Origin of the sequence: Streptomyces sp. Y20 (assembly GCF_043195475.1) — a bacterium.
Lineage (GTDB): Bacteria > Actinomycetota > Actinomycetes > Streptomycetales > Streptomycetaceae > Streptomyces.
The window spans coordinates 242,238-260,671 of record NZ_JBIDDP010000007.1; the positions used below are offsets into that span (position 1 = coordinate 242,238).

Sequence of the window (18,434 nt, forward strand, 5' to 3'; positions counted from 1 at the left end):
GGCCGGTCACCGCGCATCCGGTGCGCTCTACGCCAGGAAGAGGAACGACATGGGGAGCAGGCTAGCGGTACGGGGGCAGGAGCGGCAGGGCTCAGCCCTGCGTCAGGCCCGCGACCAGCTCGTCCGCGGCCCGGTACGGGTCCAGTTCGCCGGTGACGATCCGCTCGGCGAGGGCACTGAGGCGGCGGTCGCCGTGCAGGTCGCCGATGCGTTCCCGCAGTGCCGTGACGGCGATGGTCTCCACCTCGTGGGCCGCGCGGGCCCGGCGGCGCTCGCCGAGGACACCGCGTTCCTCCATCCACGCCCGGTGCTTCTCCAGGGCCTGCACGACCTCGTCGACGCCCTCGGCGCGGGCCGCGACCGTCTTGACGATCGGCGGGCGCCAGTCGCCGGGGCCACGGGACTCGCCGAGGCCCAGCATGTGGTTGAGCTCGCGGGCGGTGGCGTCGGCGCCGTCCCGGTCGGCCTTGTTGACGACGTACACGTCGCCGATCTCCAGGATGCCGGCCTTCGCCGCCTGGATGCCGTCGCCCATGCCGGGCGCCAGCAGCACGACGGAGGTGTCCGCCTGGGAGGCGATCTCGACCTCCGACTGGCCGACGCCGACCGTCTCGACCAGGACCACGTCGCAGCCCGCCGCGTCCAGCACCCGGATGGCCTGGGGCGCCGCCCAGGCCAGGCCGCCGAGATGGCCGCGGGTCGCCATCGAGCGGATGTAGACGCCGGGGTCGGAGGCGTGCTCCGACATGCGGACCCGGTCGCCGAGCAGCGCGCCGCCGGAGAACGGCGAGGACGGGTCGACGGCCAGGACGCCGACCCGCCTGCCCTGCTTGCGGTACGCGGTGACGAGCGCGGAGGTGGAGGTCGACTTTCCGACGCCCGGTGAGCCCGTCAGGCCCACCACATAGGCGTTGCCGGTCAGCGGCGCCAGGGCCGCCATGACCTCCCTGAGCTGCGGGGACGCCCCCTCCACCAGCGAGATCAGCCGGGCCACGGCCCGCGGCCGGCCCTCTCTCGCCTGGGCGACCAGCGTGGCGACGTCCTGCATCACAGCTCCGTTCACTTCACCGACGTACCGGATCACGGCCCTACGGGACCTCAGGCCCTCGGTACCCGCACGATCAGCGCGTCACCCTGGCCGCCGCCGCCGCACAGCGCCGCCGCGCCGACGCCGCCGCCGCGGCGCTTCAGCTCCAGCGCCAAGTGGAGCACGAGACGGGCGCCCGACATGCCGATCGGGTGACCGAGCGCGATGGCGCCGCCGTTGACGTTCACCTTTTCCGTGGAAACGCCGAGGTCCTTCATTGACTGCACGGCGACCGCGGCGAAGGCCTCGTTGATCTCGATGAGGTCGAGGTCGGAGACGTCCAGGCCCTCCTTCTTCAGGGCGTGCCGGATGGCGTTGGACGGCTGGGACTGCAGGGAGTTGTCCGGGCCGGCCACGTTGCCGTGGGCGCCGATCTCGGCGAGCCACGTCAGGCCCAGCTCCTGGGCCTTGGCCTTGCTCATCACGACCACGGCCGCCGCACCGTCGGAGATCTGCGAGGCGGAACCGGCGGTGATGGTGCCGTCCTTGGCGAAGGCCGGACGCAGCCTGCCCAGGGACTCCGCGGTGGTGTCGCCGCGGATGCCCTCGTCCTTGCTGAACAGCACCGGGTCGCCCTTGCGCTGCGGGATCTCCACCGGTGTGATCTCGGCCTCGTACAGGCCGTTCTTCTGCGCGGCGGCGGCCCGCTGGTGGGACAGGGCGGCGATCTCGTCCTGTTCGGCGCGGCCGATGCCGAGCCGGGTGTTGTGCTTCTCGGTGGACTCGCCCATGGCGATTCCCTCGAAGGAGTCGGTCAGACCGTCGTGGGCCATCGCGTCGAGCATCTCGACGGCGCCGTACTTGAAGCCCTCGCGGGAGTTCGGCAGCAGGTGCGGGGCGTTGGTCATGGACTCCTGGCCGCCGGCGACCACGATGTCGAACTCCCCGGCGCGGATCAGCTGGTCGGCCAGCGCGATCGCGTCGAGACCGGACAGGCACACCTTGTTGATGGTGAGCGCCGGGACGTTCATCGGGATGCCGGCCTTGACCGCCGCCTGGCGGGCCGGGATCTGGCCCGCGCCGGCCTGCAGCACCTGGCCCATGATCACGTACTGCACCTGGTCGCCGCCGATCCCCGCACGGTCGAGGGCGGCCTTGATCGCGAAGCCGCCCAGGTCGGCTCCGGAGAAGGACTTCAGCGAGCCCAGCAGCCGCCCCATGGGCGTACGTGCGCCCGCGACGATCACCGAGCTGGTCGTTCCAGAAGACATGAGGTGCGATCCCCTTCCAGCTGACGAGCAGCCGAGGAGTGAACGAGGGTTTACTTCGAATGTACTGAGCCGGTGAGCACGCCGTCACCGGCCTGTCGGTGTGATCGCGCGCACGTTGCGTAACCACCCCGGGAGCGCTGCACTGAATCCATGCTGACGCGAATCGACCACATCGGGATCGCCTGCCACGACCTCGACACGACTGTCGAGTTCTACCGGGCCACGTACGGCTTCGAGGTGTTCCACACCGAGGTCAACGAGGAGCAGGGCGTGCGCGAGGCCATGCTCAAGATCAACGAGACGTCCGACGGCGGCGCCTCCTACCTCCAGCTGCTGGAGCCGACCCGCGAGGACTCCGCGGTCGGCAAGTGGCTCGCCAAGAACGGGGAGGGCGTCCACCACATCGCTTTCGGTACGGCGGATGTGGACGGCGACGCCGCCGACATCCGCGGCAAGGGCGTACGCGTGCTGTACGAGGAGCCACGACGCGGCTCCATGGGGTCCCGGATCACCTTCCTGCACCCCAAGGACTGCCACGGTGTCCTGACAGAACTGGTCACTTCGGCCCCTGTTGAGTCGCCCGAGCACTGACCCCCGTACATAAGGGCCGGTAGGGTTGGGGGCGGTCGTCCCCGCACCCGGGGGCGACCGCATGCCGGGGTCCGGGTTTCGGGGGACGAGCGTCGGGGCGGCAGCCCGTGCTCCGCCGTTGATCTGACACCATTCCCCGGGGGTCCCGTCCGGCCGATGGACGGGGCTCGTTGCAGAAGCTGACCAGGGGACGGATGGGACCGCGCAGTGCGGGGCTACGAGAGCCAGGAGCGAGAGCCGGCGGCTGACGTCGACCACCTCTCTCGGTTCGAGGCCGAGATGAAGCGGCTGAGGACCGAGCGGGAAAAGGCGATCCAGCACGCCGAGGACCTCGGCTACCAGGTCGAGGTGCTGCGCGCCAAGCTGCATGAGGCGCGCCGCACCCTCATGACCCGGCCCGCCTACGACACGGGCGACCTCGGCTACCAGGCCGAGCAGTTGCTCCGCAATGCCCAGATGCAGGCCGAGCAGCTGCGCCAGGACGCCGAGCGGGAGCTGAGCCAGGCCCGCGCGCAGACCCAGCGCATCCTCCAGGAGCACGCCGAGCAGGCCGCCCGGCTCCAGGCCGAGCTGCACCAGGAGGCGGTGACCCGGCGCCAGCAGCTCGACCAGGAGCTGGCCGAACGCAGGGCCACCGTCGAGTCGCACGTCAACGAGAACGTGGCCTGGGCCGAGCAGTTGCGGGCCCGGACCGAGGCGCAGGCCCGCCGGCTGCTCGACGAGTCCCGCGCGGAGGCCGAGCAGGCCATGGCGAGCGCCCGCGCGGAGGCCGAACGGCTGACCCGGGAGGCCCGGGAGCGGCTCCAGAGCGACGCCGAGAGCGCCCGGGCGGAGGCCGAGCAGATCCTGCGCCGCGCCCGCGCGGACGCCGAGCGGCTGCTGAACGCCGCCTCCACCCAGGCCCAGGAGGCCACCGAGCACGCCGAGCAGCTGCGCACCGCCACGGTCACCGAGTCGGACAGCGCCCGCCGGCAGGCCGCCGAGCTGAGCCGGGCCGCCGAGGAGCGGATGACGGCGGCCGAGGAGGCGCTGCGCAAGGCGCAGACCGAGGCCGACAAGGTGGTCACGGAGGCGAAGGAGGCCGCCGCCAAGGCCCTGGCGAGCGCCGAGGCCGCCAACGAGACGCGTACGCGCACCGCGAAGGAGCAGGTCGCCCGGCTGGTCGAGGAGGCCACCAAGGAGGCCGAGCACACCCGGTCCGAGGCCGAGCAGCTGGTCGCCGACGCGCGGGCCGAGGCCGAGAAGCTCGTCGCCGAGGCCGCCGAGAAGGCCCGCTCGATCACCGCCGAGGAGACCGCCACCCAGCTGTCCAAGGCGGCCAGGACCGCCGAGGACGTCCTGAACAAGGCCTCGGAGGACGCCCGGAGGACCACCAGGGCCGCCGCCGAGGAGGCCGAGCGGATCCGCGGCGAGGCCGAGGCCGAGGCGGACCGGCTGCGCGCCGAGGCGCACGACATCGCCGAGCAGCTCAAGGGCGCGGCGAAGGACGACACCAAGGAGTACCGCGCCAAGACGGTCGGTCTCCAGGAGGAGGCCCGCCGGCTGCGCGGCGAGGCCGAGCAGCTGCGCGCCGACGCGGTGACCGAGGGCGAGTCGATCCGCGCCGAGGCCCGCCGCGAGGCGGTCACGCAGATCGAGGAGGCGGCCAGGACCGCCGAGGAACTGCTGGCCAAGGCCAAGGCGGACGCCGACGAGCTGCGGCAGTCCGCGACCGCGGACAGCGAGAAGGTCCGCACCGAGGCCATCGAGCGTGCCACGGCACTGCGCCGGCAGGCCGAGGAGACGCTGGAGCGTGCCCGCAAGGAGGCCGAGCGGCTGCGCGCCGAGGCCGCCGAGCAGGCCGAGACGGTCGGCGCGGACGCCGAGAAGGCCGCCCGCGAGCTGCGCGAGGAGACCGAGAAGGCCCTGGAGGCCCGCCGTACCGAGGCCGCCGAGGAGCTGGGCCGCCTCCAGACGGAGGCGCAGGAGCGGCTGGCGTCGGCCGAGACGGCGCTGGCCGACGCCCGCGAGGAGGCCGCCCGGATCCGCCGGGAGGCCGCCGAGGAGGCCGAGCGCCTGCGTACGGAGTCCGCCGAGCGGATCCGTACGCTGCGGCAGCAGGCCGAGGCGGAGGCGGACCGGCTGCGCGACGAGGCCGCGTCCGACGCGTCCGCCTCCCGCGCCGAGGGCGAGGCCATCGCCGTTCGGCTGCGTTCCGAGGCCGCCGCCGAGGCCGAGCGGCTGAAGGTGGAGGCCCAGGACACCGCCGACCGGGTGCGCGCGGAGGCGCAGGCCGCCGCCGAGCGGCTCGGCACCGAGGCGTCCGAGACGCTGGCCGCCGCCCAGGAGGAGGCCGCCCGGCGCCGCCGCGAGGCCGAGGAGCTCCTCGGCGCGGCCCGCGAGGAGGCCGGCCAGGAGCGGCAGCGGGCCCGCGAGCAGAGCGAGGAGCTGCTCGCGTCGGCGCGCACGCGGGTCGAGGAGGCCCAGGCGGAGGCGATCCGGCTGGTCGAGGAGGCCGACCGGCGCGCCACCGAGATGGTCACCGCCGCCGAACAGCACGCCCAGCAGGTACGGGACTCCGTCGCCGGGCTGCACGAGCAGGCGCAGGAGGAGATCGCCGGGCTGCGTTCGGCCGCCGAGCACGTGGCGGACCGTACGAAGCGGGAGGCCGAGGAGGAGGCGGACCGGGTCCGCGCCGACGCCTACGCCGAGCGGGAGCGGGCCGGCGAGGACGCCTCCCGGGTGCGGCGCGAGGCGCACGAGGAGACCCAGGCCGCGAAGGCGCTGGCCGAGCGGACGGTCGCGGAGGCGATCGCGGAGGCCGAGCGGCTGCGCTCGGACGCGGGCGAGTACGCCCAGCGGGCGCGCACCGAGGCGTCGGACGCCCTGGCCGAGGCCGACCAGGCGGCGGCCCGTACCCGGGCGGACGCCCGCGAGGACGCCAACCGCATCCGTTCGGACGCGGCCACCCAGGCGGACACGCTCATCACCGAGGTCCGCAGCGAGGCCGAACGGCTCCAGACCGAGACGGCCGCCGAGGCCGACCGGGTGCGCACCGAGGCGCTGACCGAGGCCGAGCGGCTCCGCACCGAGACGGCAGCCGAGGCGGAGCGGGTGCGCGCGGAGGCGCTCACGGAGGCGGAGCGGCTGCGCGCCGAGGCCCTCGCCGAGGCCGACCGGGTCCGGTCCGAGGCCGTCGCGGGCGCCGAGCAGCTCGTCGGGGACGCCACCGGCGACGCCGAGCGGCTGCGCGCCGAGGCCGCCGAGACCGTCGGTTCCGCGCAGGCGCACGCCGAGCGGCTGCGGGCGGAGGCCGAGCGGCTCAGGGCGGACGCGGAGACCGAGGCCGAACGGCTCGTCAACTCCGCGCGCCAGGAGTCCGAACGGACCCTGGACGAGGCCCGCAAGGAGGCCAACAAGCGGCGTTCGGAGGCGGCGGAGCAGGTCGACACGCTCATCACGGAGACCGCGGCCGAGGCCGACAAGCTGCTCACCGAGGCGCAGCAGCAGGCGCTGAAGGCGACCACGGACGCCGAGTCGCAGGCCGACACGATGGTCGGGGCGGCCCGCAGCGAGGCCGAGCGGATCGTCTCCACGGCGACCGTCGAGGGCAACTCGCTGGTGGAGAAGGCCCGTACGGACGCGGACGAGCTGCTGGTCGGCGCCCGCCGGGACGCCACCGCGATCAGGGAGCGCGCGGAGGAGCTGCGCGACCGCGTCACCACCGAGATCGAGGAGCTGCACGAGCGGGCCCGGCGCGAGGCCGCCGAGACGATGAAGTCGACCGGCGACCGCTGCGACGCGCTCATCAAGGCCGCCGAGGAGCAGCTGGCGAAGGCCGAGGCGAAGGCCAAGCAGCTGGTGTCGGACGCGGATTCCGAGGCGGGCAAGGTGCGCATCGCCGCGGTCAGGAAGGCGGAGGGGCTGCTCAAGGAGGCCGAGCAGAAGAAGGCCAGCCTCATCAAGGAGGCCGAGGAGCTGAAGGCGGAGGCGATCCGCGAGGCCCGGCGCACGGTGGAAGAGGGAAAGCGCGAGCTGGAGATCCTGGTGCGCCGGCGCGAGGACATCAACACCGAGATCTCCCGCGTCCAGGACGTCCTGGAGGCGCTGGAGGCCTTCGAGGCCCCGGTGGCCGGCAAGGACGGCGGAGTCAAGGCGGGCGCCACCGTGGGTGCCCCCCGATCGGGTGGCAAGTCGTCGGACGGCTAGCGGGAAGGGTGGATTCCGGTGTCTTCCAACGGCTTTGCCCGGGTCCCGGGCCGGCCGTACGCCGGTCAGCCACCCGAAAGTGGTGCCATTCTCCAGATCAAAACCGTATCCGCTCGATGACACACCGCTTCGGCCCCTAGGATTCCCCTTATCACCTCACCGGTCTCATTCGACAGGAACCCCATGAGCGACACTTCCCCCTACGGCTTCGAGCTTGTGCGGCGTGGGTACGACCGCGCTCAGGTGGACGAACGTATCTCCAAGCTCGTCTCCGACCGTGACAGCGCTCTCTCCCGTATCACCGCCCTGGAGAAGCGCATCGAGGAGCTCCACCTCGAAACGCAGAACGCCCAGGCCCAGGTCAGCGACGCGGAGCCGTCGTACGCGGGTCTCGGCGCGCGGGTCGAGAAGATCCTGCGCCTGGCCGAGGAAGAGGCCAAGGAGCTGCGTGAGGAGGCCCGGCGCGCGGCCGAGCAGCACCGCGACCTCGCCGAGTCGGCGGCCCAGCAGGTCCGCAACGACGCCGAGTCCTACGCCTCCGAGCGCAAGGCCAAGGCCGAGGACGAGGGCGTCCGGATCGTCGAGAAGGCCAAGTCCGACGCCTCCCAGCTGCGTTCCGACGCGCAGAAGGACGCGCAGTCCAAGCGGGAGGAGGCGGACGCCCTCTTCGAGGAGACCCGCGCCAAGGCCGCGCAGGCCGCCGCCGACTTCGAGACGAACCTGGCCAAGCGCCGCGAGCAGTCCGAGCGCGATCTGGCCTCCCGTCAGCAGAAGGCCGAGAAGCGCCTCGCCGAGATCGAGCACCGCGCCGAGCAGCTCCGCCTGGAGGCGGAGAAGCTGCGCACCGACGCCGAGCGCCGCGCCCGCCAGACGGTGGAGACGGCCCAGCGCCAGGCCGAGGACATCGTGGCCGACGCCAACGCCAAGGCCGACCGCATCCGTTCGGAGTCCGAGCGGGAGCTGGCGGCGCTCACCAACCGCCGCGACAGCATCAACGCCCAGCTGACGAACGTCCGCGAGATGCTCGCCACGCTGACCGGCGCCGCGGTGGCCGCGGCCGGCACGTCCACCGACGACGAGCCGGTCTCCCGGGGTGTGCCGGCGCAGCAGTCCCGTTGAGTCCCGGGTGCCGTACGGCACAGTGAGGTCGTGAGGGGCGGTGGGGACCATCCCACCGCCCCTTTCGCCCTCCCACGCGCCGTCGCGCGCGTAGCCTGGAGCATGTGAACCGGGTCTCGCGGAAGGGGGCGGCGGTATGGCGGTCAGTGACCGCGACCTCGAGGACGCCGTCCTCGGCCTCCTCGACCGCAGGGCCCCGGGGGCGTCCGTATGTCCCTCGGACGTGGCCCGCGCGGTCCACCCGCGCGCGGACGAGGGATGGCGGGAGCTGATGGAGCCCGTCCGCCGCGCCGCGGCCCGGCTCGCCGCCCGGGGAGAGGTGGAGATCACCCAGCACGGCACACCCGTCGACCCCGCCCGCGCCCGCGGCCCCGTCCGCATCCGCCGTCCCGCCTGACGGAACTCGGGGACGGCTTCCGCGTCCCCTCCGTCCCCGCGCCGCCCCCCGGCCGCCGGGACTCCCGGTGGACGCACAGGCACCCGGCGTGACGTCCCGGCTTTACCCGCTCTTGAGCGGAACCGTCAGCGCCCCGATATCCTCCTAACCCTTACGGGGGCGTGTGCCCCGCTGTCCTGAACCTTTGATGGGTGCGGAGCATGATCGAGGCTGTCGGCCTGACCAAGCGCTACGGCGACAAGACCGCCGTGTACAACCTTTCCTTCCAGGTGCGGCCCGGCGCCGTCACCGGCTTCCTCGGCCCCAACGGCTCGGGCAAGTCCACGACGATGCGGATGATCCTCGGTCTGGACAACCCCACGTCCGGGTCGGTGACGATCGGCGGCCATCCCTACCGCAGGCTGCCCAACGCCCCCCGGCAGGTCGGCGCGCTGCTCGACGCCAAGGCCGTACACGGTGGCCGCAGCGCCCGCAACCACCTGCTGAGCCTCGCCCAGCTGTCGGGCATCCCGGCCCGCCGGGTGGACGAGGTGCTCGGGGTCGTCGGCCTCCAGGACGTGGCCAAGCGGCGCTCCAAGGGCTTCTCGCTCGGCATGGGCCAGCGCCTCGGCATCGCCGCCGCACTGCTCGGCGACCCCCAGGTGCTGCTCTTCGACGAGCCGGTCAACGGCCTCGACCCCGAGGGCATCCTCTGGGTGCGCAACCTGATGAGAGCGCTCGCCGCCGAGGGCCGTACGGTCTTCGTCTCCTCCCATCTGATGAGCGAGATGGCGCTGACCGCCGATCACCTCATCGTCATCGGGCGCGGACAGCTGCTCGCCGACATGAGCGTGCGGGACTTCATCTCGGCCAATTCCGCCGACTTCGCGCGCGTACGCACCCCTGACACGGACCCCCAGTTGCGCGAGAAGCTGACCTCCGCGCTCACCGAGGCGGGCGGGCACGTCATGCCCGAGCAGGACGGCGCGCTGCGCGTCACCGGGCTGCCGCTGCCCCGCATCAGCGACCTGGCCCACGAGACGGACGTACGGCTGTGGGAGCTGTCGCCGCACCAGGCCTCGCTGGAGGAGGCGTACATGCGGATGACGCAGGGCGCGGTGGACTACCGCTCCACCATCGACCAGAAGGCGGGCCTCCAGCAGCCGCTGCCGCCCGGCGCCCAGCCGCCCATGCCGGTCCCCGGCCAGGGCCAGCCCGGCTGGTACGCCCCGCCGCCGCCCCAGCAGGGCGGCCAGCCGTTCGCGCAGGCACCGTACGGCGGCGCGTCGGCGGGCGCGTACGGCGCTCCGGGCCCGGGCACCGCGAACCCCTACGCCCAGCAGCCCGCCCAGGCCCCGCAGGCGGCGCAGGCGCAGCCGTCCGCGCCGGTCCCGGCTCCGGCGGCCCCGCAGACCCCGGCCGGCTCGCCCGCGCCCCGGCAGGCCCCCGCCGATGCCGCCCCGGCCACCCCGCAGGCCCCGGCCGCGGAGGCGGCCCCCGCCGCCGCGCCGGCCGCCTCCGTCACCGCCGACCCGACCCAGCCCGAGGACGCCCGATGAGCACCCCGCAGCCCCCGATGCCACAGGCCCCCGCCGCCGCGCCCCACTGGCAGGCGGCGCCCGGTGGGCCGTACCCCGGCTACACCTCGCCCATCCCGGTCGTGCGCACCCACCTCGGGCACGCGCTGGCCTCCGAGTGGACGAAGATCAGGTCGGTGCGGTCGACCATGTGGACGCTCGGCGTCTTCGTGCTGCTCGTCCTCGGTGTCGGTCTGCTGGCCGGCGCCCTGGTCGACGCCCACTCCGACTCCTCGAGCATGTCCGGTGAGAACCCGTTGTCCTTCGGCTTCTTCGGCCTGCTCCTCGGCAGCATCTGCATCATGACGCTCGGCGTGCTGACCACGGCCTCCGAGTACGGCACCGGCATGATCCGTACGACGATGACCGCCTGCCCCAGCCGGGCCCGGGTGCTCGCCGCCAAGTCGATCGTGTTCTTCACGGTCGCGTTCGTCGTCACCCTGGTGTCGTCCGGCTTCGTGGCCATGGTCCAGGCGTCCATGCTGGCGGACACCGGCGCCCGGTCCCCCTCCGGCGGCGAGTGGTTCAAGGCCACCGTCGGCATCAGCCTCTACATCGCTCTGCTGGGGCTGTTCTCGCTGCTCGTCGGCTCGGTCATCCGGCACTCCGCGGGCGCCGTCACCCTGATGCTCGGCGTGCTGCTCGCGCCGCTGGTGCTCGCGCTGTTCATGGCGACGGAGTCCCTCAGCAAGGTGCGCGAGTGGCTCTTCGAGTACTCGATCCCGAACCAGCTGAGCGTCTTCTACGCCAACTCCCTGACCGACTCCGGCCCCTCGGGCTGGGACCCGCTGTGGATCATGCTGGGCCTGACCGCGGTGCTGTACGCGGGCGCGTACGCGCTGCTGCGGAGCCGGGACGTGTGAGCCGCCGGTATCCGAGATCGAGGGGTCCGGGACTCGGGGGTCCGAGATCCCCGGCCGGCGCCCCGGCCTAGAACCTCGGTGCGTTACGGGACCGCTGCACCCGCGTGGTGCGGCGGTCCTTCGCGTTCCAGCACGCCTTGTGCCAGTGCCGGCGTTCGTCGACGCCCGAGTACTCCGGCCAGGCCACCACATGCGGTACCGCGGAGGGGATCAGCTGGTCACAACCCGGGCAGCGGTACGTCTTGCCTTGCGCGCTCGCCCCGGCGACATGCCGCACGCTCCACTGCTCGCCCTGCCAGTCCTCGGTGGACTGCCAGCCGCCGTACCGGCCGGCGCGGTCCTCCTCGGCGCTCCGGCCCGGTGATCCGGCTGCGTTCGGTCGGTTACGACGCGGAGACACAGGACACCTCTCGGGGCTATACAGGAAGCACGGGCCGCCTCCAGCCTACGCGCCGCCGGGCCGGGTACGCGTAGGGAACCAACCCGTACAAGTCCCCCTCCGAGGCCACCCATTCTCAAGACAATCGGCAAATCTCTCCGCGAGGCCGTGTCCTGGGCACGTGTCAGATGGTTGTGCCGGGCGGGGGAGCTCCGGGTCGGAGCCAAGGAAGCAGGAAATGCGATGCGCGTAGGAAGTTTTGTGCTGGCGGCCCAGTTCCCGGGCCAGGGCCCCGGGGAGGCCCTGCACCGGGCGGTCCGTTCCGCGGAGGTCGCCGAGCAGGCCGGGCTGGACGCGGTCTGGCTGGCCGAGCACCACTTCGTGCCCTACGGCACATGCCCGTCCGCCGTCACCCTGGCCGCGCTGCTGCTCGGCCGCACCCACCGCATCCAGGTCGGCACGGCGGTCAGCGTACTGCCCACCGCCCACCCCGTCGCCCTCGGCGAACAGACGGCACTGCTGCACCTGACGAGCGGCGGACGGTTCACGCTCGGCGTCGGACGCGGCGGCCCCTGGGTGGACCTGGAGGTGTTCGGCACGGGTCTCCAGGCGTACGAACACGGGTTCCCGGAGTCCCTCGATCTGCTGCTGCGCTGGCTGGCCGAGCCGTCGGTCGGGGCCTCGGGCGCACGGTTCTCCTTCCGCGAGGTGCCGGTCGTCCCCCGCCCCTGCGAGGCCCTGACGGACACCCCCGGCCCCGAGGTCGTCCTCGCCTGCACCTCACCGGGGAGCGTACGGCTGGCCGCCGAGCGCGGGCTGCCGATGCTCCTCGGCATGCACATCGGCGACGAGGAGAAGGCCGAGATGGTCGCCCTGTGGCAGCGCTGCGCCCGCGCGGCCGGACGGCCGGGCGAGGAGATCGCGGGCGCCGCCCATGTGTCGGCCGGCGTCTGCCAGCTCGCCGACCGGCGCACGGACGCGGTGGAGACCCTGACGAAGGCGATGCCGGACTGGCTGAGACAGGGCCTCCAGGCGCACGTGACGGTGGACGGACGGGCGCGCGCGATGCGCGACCCGCACGCCTACACCGAACTGCTCTGCGGGCTGCACCCGGTCGGCACCCCCCGGCTCGCCGCCGACCGGCTCGCGGCCACCTCGGAACGCACCGGCATCTCCCGCTTCGCCCTCCTGACGGAGGGTTCCGGCGATCTCGCGGCCACGGAGGAGAACCTGCGGCGCCTCGGTGCCGAGGTGCTGCCCCAGGTGCGCTGAGCCGCTTCGCACGCGCCGGGCCACCTTGGGGGGCTTGCCGCCCCGGGACGGAAAGGGTGCTCCCGCGGGTGGAGCGGCAAGCGGACGGCTCACCGGCGCGGCCGTACCGGAGTCGTGCGTCAGCAGTCCCGGAACTCCGGCGACTGGTTCAGCAACTGGCTGCGTACCGACGTGAAGCGGGCCAACGTCTCGTCCACCGAGGCGTCCAGCGGGAACACCGCCACCCGGTGGCAGTTCTGGAAGGCCAGCCGCACACCGAAGTGCCGCTGGAGCGCGCCGCGTATGGCGTCACTCGCGAGCGCACGCAGCAGCTGACCGCGTGCCCGCTCGTCCGGCGGAGGCGTCTGGTTGTCGGCGAAGGAGCCACCGTCCACCTTCAGCTGGGCCACCAGGGAGCTGATCATCTCCCATGCGTAGGGCAGGGAGGTCCGGACGCAGTCGACGAATGCTGCTTCGTCGACCTCGCCTCGCTCGGCCTGTTCGAGTAGGGCCGGTGAGACGTCGAGCGACATGGGTTCTCCTCTCGCACCCCCGAAGAGCAGGGGTTGCCGGACAGGTAAGGGAGCTCGCGATCCGGAACACGCTCAGTGCATGCGTCGCGACCTCCCGTTCCCTACGGTAGGCAACGGTCGGTGACCACACCAGCAGAATGCGTATATGGAGCGGTCCCGTTGCGCCCACAATCGGCCAGGGATGAACAAGAGTTTCCAGGGACAAAGGGGGCGATCCACAGGGAGCGGGGCGGGTGGATCGCGAGCACCCGCGGGTGTCGAGTAGCGTTGCCGACCATGCGTCTCGTCATTGCCCGATGCTCGGTCGACTACGCCGGCCGGCTCACCGCCCATCTGCCCTCGGCGCCCCGACTCATCCTGGTCAAGGCGGACGGCAGCGTCTCCATCCACGCCGACGACCGGGCCTACAAGCCGCTCAACTGGATGTCGCCGCCCTGCGCCCTGAAGGAGGGGAAGGGCGAGGACGAGGGCGTGTGGACCGTCGTCAACAAGGCGGGCGAGAAACTGATCATCACGATGGAGGAGATCCTCCACGACTCCTCGCACGAACTCGGCGTGGACCCGGGGCTGATCAAGGACGGCGTGGAAGCGCACCTCCAGGAGCTGCTCGCCGACCGCATCGAGACGCTCGGCGAGGGCTATTCGCTCATCCGCCGTGAGTACATGACCGCGATCGGCCCGGTGGACATCCTCTGCCGGGACGCGGACGGGCAGACCGTCGCCGTCGAGATCAAGCGGCGGGGCGAGATCGACGGCGTGGAGCAACTCACGCGGTACCTGGAGCTGTTGAACCGCGACCCGCACCTCGCCCCGGTCCGCGGTGTCTTCGCCGCCCAGGAGATCAAGCCCCAGGCCCGCGTCCTCGCCACCGACCGCGGCATCAACTGCAAGATCCTGGACTACAACGCCCTGCGCGGCATCGAGGACGACAAACTCCGCCTCTTCTGACCCGCCCCGGCCCGCACCGGCGGGCCACCGGGCACCCCCGCGGGGGTAACGGCGACCGCGCCGGAACGCGCTGCGTCAGATCATGGTGCCGGTCGTTTCCGGTGCGCTTTCCGGCGCCGACGCGCTGCTCGGCGTCCCCCCGGCGGAGCCGCCCGTCGTGCCGCCGCCGTCGCCGCCCGTCGTGCCGCCCCCGGTGGACCCGTCCGTCGAGCCACCGCTGCTCGTACCGCCGTCGGTGCCCGTCGTACCGGTGGAGCCTCCGGTGCCGGTGGAACCGGTCGTGCCGGTCGTGCCGGTCGAGCCGGTCGAGCCGCCGGTGGGCGTGCCTCCCGTGGACGTACCGCCCGTGGGGCCACCGGACGTGCTCCCCGTCGTACCGCCGGTCGTACCCCCTGTCGTCCCGCCGGAGGACGGGGCGCTCGAGCCGCCGCCCGGCCCGGGGGACTTGGACGGGGTGCCGGAGGGGGTGCCGGAGCCGGTCGGCTCGGCGCTCTCCGACGGCCGGGGAGTGTCCGCCGGCCGCGCGGGGTCGTCGGCGGTGCCGTACGTGCCGTCGGGACCCGGTGACGTGGGCCGGCCGCCGGCCGAGCCGGTGCGGCCGGTGCCGCCGTTCCCGTCGGTGTCCACCGGGTCCGCGACGACCCCGCCGTCGTCGGCGCCCTGACTCGCGGACGGGTTGGCACCGCCCCTGCCGGCCGGGTCGCGCCCGGTGTCGTCGGGGGACGTCATGCCGAGGGTGACGACCGTGCCGAGGACGGCGGCGAGGAGTGCGCCGGAGCCGGCCGCGACCATGTTGCGGCGGGCCACTCGCTTGAGACGGCCGCCCCGCGGCGCGGGCTGCGGCGCGGGCAGCGGCGCGGGCAGCGGCGCGGGCAGCGGCGCGGGCAGCGCGAGCCGCTGGGTGGCCGGTGCGGCGCCGACGGGGCCGTACGGCGGCCAGGCCGGCTCCCCGTGCTCCGTCTCCGAGGGCTCCGGCGCCGGCGGTCCGGGCACGTCGCCCGTGCGGTCGGCGAGCAGCGCCAGCGCCCGGCGACCGGCGACCGCGCCCCGCTTGTCGGCGAGGGCGCCGCGGAGCCCGCCGGAGGCCTCCAGTTCGGCGCGGGCCCGGTCGAACTGTCCGGTGCAGAGCGCGAGGATGCCCAGTTCGTGGTGGAAATAGGCTTGTTCGGACACCTCGCCGGCCATCCGGGAGGCTTCCGCACCGGACCGCAGGGCCCGTTCCCAGGCGCTCCAGTGCAGTCCGGCGGCGAAGGCGGGCGCGGCGGTGCGGGCGAGCCGTACGGCGGTGCTCTCCTCCTCCTCGGCGGGCGGGGACGTCTGGGGTACGACGGCGGCGAGCGCGGCCAGCACCGCGTCGGCCTCCGCGCACACCCGCTCCGGGGTGACCGAGGGGTGCCCGGCCCACCAGGCGTAGTGCTGGGCGGCGGTGACGACCCGCTCGGCGGCGTCGTCGGCGTATCCGGCGGCTTCCAGCTGGGCCTGTACGCCGGCCGCGAGGCGGTAGCGGGAGCCGGCCGGGGAGACCAGGCCGCAGGCGGCCAGTTCGGCGAGGGCGGCGTCCGCGTGGGTGTCACCGACCAGGGCGGGCAGGTGTGCCTGGTGCGGTACCTCGCCGCCGAGGGCCACGGCGAAGCGGAGGGCGGCGCGGGCGGAGGTGCCGAGCCGGGAGGCGAGCAGCGGGGCGGGCGCCGCGGCCTCGCCGAGGGACGGCAGGGGTATGTGCTCCCGCTCCGTGTCCGGCTCCGGGTCGGCGGTGGCCCGTACGTCCTCGAAGACGCCGTACTCGTCGACCGCTCCGGCGGCGGCCCGCAGCTGGTCGCGCTGCCGGAGGAGGGCGCCCGCCTGCACGAAGCGCAGGGGCAGCCCCTCGGACTCGAACCAGAGGTCGCCGGCCCAGTTGGCCTCCTCCTCGGTGAGGACACGGCCGACGGCCCGCTCGAGGATCTCCACGCCGCCGGCGCGGTCGAGGCCGGTGAGGAAGACCTCCTCGATGTCCGACTCGGCGGAGGGCGCGGGCACGTCCGGGGTGGCGCCGAACAGGAACGCGCACTCGGGGGTGGCGTCGAGCAGTTCGTCGAGGGCGGAGCCGCCGAACTCGAGGTCGTCCAGGACGACGACCGCGCCGATCTCAGCGATGCAGGCGAGCAGTTCGTCCTGGTCGGGGCGGTGGCGCGGGGCGTGGTGGACGGCGTGGAACAGGTCGTGGAGAAGGTCGCCGGCCGTGCGGTGGTGGCCGTTCAGGCGCACCACGCCGTCAGGGGCGAGGTCCAGGCAGTCCTCTGCGACCAGGTCGAGCAGGGCGGTGCGGCCGGAGCCGGCCGGGCCGGTGAGGCGGACGGAGCGGCCGCGGGCCAGGAGGCGGACCAGGCGTTCACGTTCGTCCTGGCGTTCCAGCAGGGAGAGGGGCGGCTCGGCGGGGCCGGGCGGGGCCGGCGGCCGGGCCGCGCGTTCGGTGCCGGCGCGCTCGTCGGCGGTGCGTTTGCGGGGCCGGCCGGGCCGGTCGGCCGGCGGGCAGGGCTCTATCTCACTGCCGTCGACGGGGTTGACGGTCAGCTGGAGGTCGCCGGTGACGAGTTGGGCCATCCGGGCGGGTGCCGGTGCGCCCGGGGCGAAGTCGGCGGTGAGGGATTCCCGGGGCGGGCGGCGGCTGTGCGCCGGTCCGTGCTCCTCGGGTCCGGGGTTCGTCGGGTCCATGGGTTCAAGCCCCCCAGTAGCGTCGTGCACGTGTCCGGCCCTCCCGGCCGTGTCGCACACCGCGCTGTCGCTCTGGTCCGGGCCCGCTCGGCCGAGTGTCGCGAGGCAGCGGGCGACCGAACCCTAAACCGTCACCCGGTGTCTTAGACAGGGCGGGGTGCCGTGCGGTCCGAGACGTCACGGTCTCGTGAGGATTGCCCCCCGACGAGTGCCGCGGCGGCTGTGTCCGGGTGTCCCCCGTCGACCGGTTCAATCCCGTGCGCGCCTCACACGCGGGGAAGCGACTCCACTCCGATGCCGCCCTCGATGGCGAGGATGCGGTGCAGCCGGGTGGCCACCAGCAGGCGCTGCATCTGCGGAGGTACCTCCCGCAGCACCAGGCGGCGCCCGCAGCGGCCGGCCCGCCGGTGGGCGCCCATGATCACCCCGAGTCCGGTGGCGTCCCAGGAGTCCAGTTCGGACAGGTCGAGCACCAGGTCGCCGACTCCGTCGTCGACGGCCGAGTGCAGGACCGTACGGGCGTCCGCCGCGCTGCGGACGTCGAGGCGGCCCCCGACGACCAGCTCGGCGTGGTCGCCCCTGATGAACATATGCGCTCCCCGTTGGCTGCGGTTGGCGTACTTCGTGACGGTGCTGTGCAACGTCTGACTGCGTGGATGGCGGTGCGGTTGCTGTTTGTAAGCGAACCGATACCGAATTCACCCCGGGGAGTGATACTCCCGGGCGGCTGTGCGTGGGCGGGTGAATCAGTACGTGTAGAAGCCCTGCCCGCTCTTGCGGCCGATGTCACCGGCATCCACCATCCGGCGCATCAGCTCCGGCGGGGCGAACTTCTCGTCCTGGGACTCGGTGTAGATGTTGCTCGTGGCGTGCAGCAGGATGTCCACACCGGTGAGGTCGGCGGTGGCGAGCGGGCCCATGGCGTGACCGAAGCCCAGCTTGCAGGCGAGGTCGATGTCCTCGGCGGTGGCGACGCCGGACTCGTAGAGCTTGGTCGCCTCCACGACGAGGGCGGAGATCAGCCGGGTGGTGACGAAGCCGGCGACGTCCCGGTTGACGACGATGCAGGTCTTGCCGACGGACTCGGCGAACTCACGGGCGGTGGCCAGGGTTTCGTCGCTGGTCTTGTAGCCGCGGACGAGTTCGACGAGCTGCATCATCGGCACCGGCGAGAAGAAGTGGACGCCGACGACCCGCTCGGGGTGCTCCGTGGCCGCCGCGATCTTGGTGATCGGGATGGCGGAGGTGTTGGAGGCGAGCACGGTGTCCTCGCGCACGATCTTGTCGAGCGCGCGGAAGATCTCGTGCTTGACCTCCAGCTTCTCGAAGACGGCCTCGACGACGATGTCGGCGTCGGCGGCGGCGTCCAGGTCGGTGGTCGCGGTGATGCGGGCCAGGGCGGCCTCGGCGTCCTGTGCCGCCAGCTTGCCCTTGCCGACGAACTTGTCGTATGAGGCCTTGATGCCGTCGGTGCCACGCCTCAGTGCCTCGTCGGTGACGTCCCGCAGGACGACGTCCCAGCCCGCCTGTGCGGCGACCTGAGCGATGCCCGATCCCATGAGACCGGCCCCGATGACGGCGAGCTTCCGTGCCACTCCGACTCCTTCGAACGCGCTG

The 18,434-nt window shown here is 73.3% G+C and carries 15 protein-coding genes; 8 read left to right on the forward strand and 7 right to left on the reverse strand.

Going from position 1 to position 18,434, the window contains the following annotated elements:
• Nucleotides 1–91: 91 nt before the first annotated feature.
• Nucleotides 92–1,048, reverse strand: a complete 957-nt coding sequence (gene meaB, locus ACGFT1_RS19950) for a methylmalonyl Co-A mutase-associated GTPase MeaB (protein ID WP_356820159.1) — start codon at nucleotides 1,046–1,048, stop codon at nucleotides 92–94.
• 50 nt (nucleotides 1,049–1,098) lie between these two features.
• On the reverse strand, nucleotides 1,099–2,298 hold the full coding sequence (locus tag ACGFT1_RS19955; protein WP_373910272.1) for an acetyl-CoA C-acetyltransferase: 1,200 nt from the start codon (nucleotides 2,296–2,298) through the stop codon (nucleotides 1,099–1,101).
• Nucleotides 2,299–2,448: 150 nt separating this feature from the next.
• On the opposite strand from ACGFT1_RS19955, the gene mce reads away from it, so the two are divergent.
• From mce to ACGFT1_RS19985, 6 genes are all read left to right on the forward strand, one after another.
• Nucleotides 2,449–2,889, forward strand: a complete 441-nt coding sequence (gene mce / locus ACGFT1_RS19960; protein WP_356820155.1) for a methylmalonyl-CoA epimerase — start codon at nucleotides 2,449–2,451, stop codon at nucleotides 2,887–2,889.
• A 207-nt stretch (nucleotides 2,890–3,096) separates the two neighbouring features.
• Entirely contained in the window at nucleotides 3,097–7,077 is a 3,981-nt protein-coding gene (gene scy / locus ACGFT1_RS19965; protein ID WP_373910273.1) for a polarized growth protein Scy, read from the forward strand.
• Nucleotides 7,078–7,260: 183 nt separating this feature from the next.
• Nucleotides 7,261–8,196, forward strand: coding sequence for a cellulose-binding protein (locus tag ACGFT1_RS19970; RefSeq protein WP_373910274.1), 936 nt, complete (start codon nucleotides 7,261–7,263; stop codon nucleotides 8,194–8,196).
• A gap of 136 nt (nucleotides 8,197–8,332) precedes the next feature.
• A complete protein-coding gene (locus ACGFT1_RS19975; RefSeq protein WP_373910275.1) occupies nucleotides 8,333–8,593 on the forward strand; it encodes a DUF3253 domain-containing protein in 261 nt (86 codons plus the stop codon).
• Nucleotides 8,594–8,793: 200 nt separating this feature from the next.
• A complete protein-coding gene (locus ACGFT1_RS19980; protein ID WP_373910276.1) occupies nucleotides 8,794–10,131 on the forward strand; it encodes an ABC transporter ATP-binding protein in 1,338 nt (445 codons plus the stop codon).
• Entirely contained in the window at nucleotides 10,128–11,012 is an 885-nt protein-coding gene (locus ACGFT1_RS19985) for an ABC transporter permease (RefSeq protein WP_373910277.1), read from the forward strand. Before ACGFT1_RS19980 ends, ACGFT1_RS19985 begins: the two co-directional genes overlap by 4 nt.
• A 67-nt stretch (nucleotides 11,013–11,079) precedes the next feature.
• Here the strand turns inward: ACGFT1_RS19985 and ACGFT1_RS19990 are convergent, their stop codons facing one another.
• On the reverse strand, nucleotides 11,080–11,412 hold the full coding sequence (locus ACGFT1_RS19990; RefSeq protein WP_373910278.1) for an ATP/GTP-binding protein: 333 nt from the start codon (nucleotides 11,410–11,412) through the stop codon (nucleotides 11,080–11,082).
• Between the two features lie 222 nt (nucleotides 11,413–11,634).
• Between ACGFT1_RS19990 and ACGFT1_RS19995 the strand changes: the two genes are divergently transcribed.
• Nucleotides 11,635–12,663 (forward strand): LLM class flavin-dependent oxidoreductase, encoded by a 1,029-nt coding sequence (locus ACGFT1_RS19995; RefSeq protein WP_373910279.1) that lies wholly within the window; start codon nucleotides 11,635–11,637, stop codon nucleotides 12,661–12,663.
• 119 nt (nucleotides 12,664–12,782) lie between these two features.
• Here the strand turns inward: ACGFT1_RS19995 and ACGFT1_RS20000 are convergent, their stop codons facing one another.
• On the reverse strand, nucleotides 12,783–13,175 hold the full coding sequence (locus tag ACGFT1_RS20000) for an SCO5389 family protein (protein WP_121786857.1): 393 nt from the start codon (nucleotides 13,173–13,175) through the stop codon (nucleotides 12,783–12,785).
• A 276-nt stretch (nucleotides 13,176–13,451) separates the two neighbouring features.
• Between ACGFT1_RS20000 and nucS the strand changes: the two genes are divergently transcribed.
• Nucleotides 13,452–14,123 carry an endonuclease NucS gene (gene nucS, locus ACGFT1_RS20005; RefSeq protein ID WP_373910280.1) on the forward strand — a complete coding sequence of 224 codons (672 nt, stop codon included), beginning with the start codon at nucleotides 13,452–13,454 and terminating at the stop codon, nucleotides 14,121–14,123.
• Nucleotides 14,124–14,198: 75 nt separating this feature from the next.
• Here nucS and ACGFT1_RS20010 read toward each other — a convergent pair whose 3' ends face one another.
• The 3 genes from ACGFT1_RS20010 to ACGFT1_RS20020 all read right to left on the reverse strand — a co-directional run bounded on the left by ACGFT1_RS20010 (nucleotide 14,199) and on the right by ACGFT1_RS20020 (nucleotide 18,412).
• On the reverse strand, nucleotides 14,199–16,817 hold the full coding sequence (locus ACGFT1_RS20010; protein WP_373910281.1) for an ATP-binding protein: 2,619 nt from the start codon (nucleotides 16,815–16,817) through the stop codon (nucleotides 14,199–14,201).
• Between the two features lie 266 nt (nucleotides 16,818–17,083).
• Entirely contained in the window at nucleotides 17,084–17,407 is a 324-nt protein-coding gene (locus ACGFT1_RS20015; RefSeq protein WP_373910282.1) for an STAS domain-containing protein, read from the reverse strand.
• A gap of 156 nt (nucleotides 17,408–17,563) precedes the next feature.
• The gene (locus ACGFT1_RS20020) at nucleotides 17,564–18,412 is read right to left on the reverse strand and encodes a 3-hydroxyacyl-CoA dehydrogenase family protein (protein ID WP_356820138.1); all 849 of its coding nucleotides are present in this window, start codon (nucleotides 18,410–18,412) and stop codon (nucleotides 17,564–17,566) included.
• Nucleotides 18,413–18,434 lie beyond the last annotated feature (22 nt).

Coding starts and splice junctions, on each gene's coding strand:
- ACGFT1_RS19985 (WP_373910277.1), top strand. CDS start 10,128: ATGAGCACCCCGCAGCCCCCGATGCCACAGGCCCCCGCCGCCGCGCCC.
- mce (WP_356820155.1), top strand. CDS start 2,449: ATGCTGACGCGAATCGACCACATCGGGATCGCCTGCCACGACCTCGAC.
- ACGFT1_RS19995 (WP_373910279.1), top strand. CDS start 11,635: ATGCGCGTAGGAAGTTTTGTGCTGGCGGCCCAGTTCCCGGGCCAGGGC.
- ACGFT1_RS20000 (WP_121786857.1), bottom strand. CDS start 13,175: ATGTCGCTCGACGTCTCACCGGCCCTACTCGAACAGGCCGAGCGAGGC.
- ACGFT1_RS19975 (WP_373910275.1), top strand. CDS start 8,333: ATGGCGGTCAGTGACCGCGACCTCGAGGACGCCGTCCTCGGCCTCCTC.
- ACGFT1_RS20015 (WP_373910282.1), bottom strand. CDS start 17,407: ATGTTCATCAGGGGCGACCACGCCGAGCTGGTCGTCGGGGGCCGCCTC.
- ACGFT1_RS20010 (WP_373910281.1), bottom strand. CDS start 16,817: ATGGACCCGACGAACCCCGGACCCGAGGAGCACGGACCGGCGCACAGC.
- ACGFT1_RS19955 (WP_373910272.1), bottom strand. CDS start 2,298: ATGTCTTCTGGAACGACCAGCTCGGTGATCGTCGCGGGCGCACGTACG.
- meaB (WP_356820159.1), bottom strand. CDS start 1,048: ATGCAGGACGTCGCCACGCTGGTCGCCCAGGCGAGAGAGGGCCGGCCG.
- ACGFT1_RS19970 (WP_373910274.1), top strand. CDS start 7,261: ATGAGCGACACTTCCCCCTACGGCTTCGAGCTTGTGCGGCGTGGGTAC.
- ACGFT1_RS19980 (WP_373910276.1), top strand. CDS start 8,794: ATGATCGAGGCTGTCGGCCTGACCAAGCGCTACGGCGACAAGACCGCC.
- nucS (WP_373910280.1), top strand. CDS start 13,452: ATGCGTCTCGTCATTGCCCGATGCTCGGTCGACTACGCCGGCCGGCTC.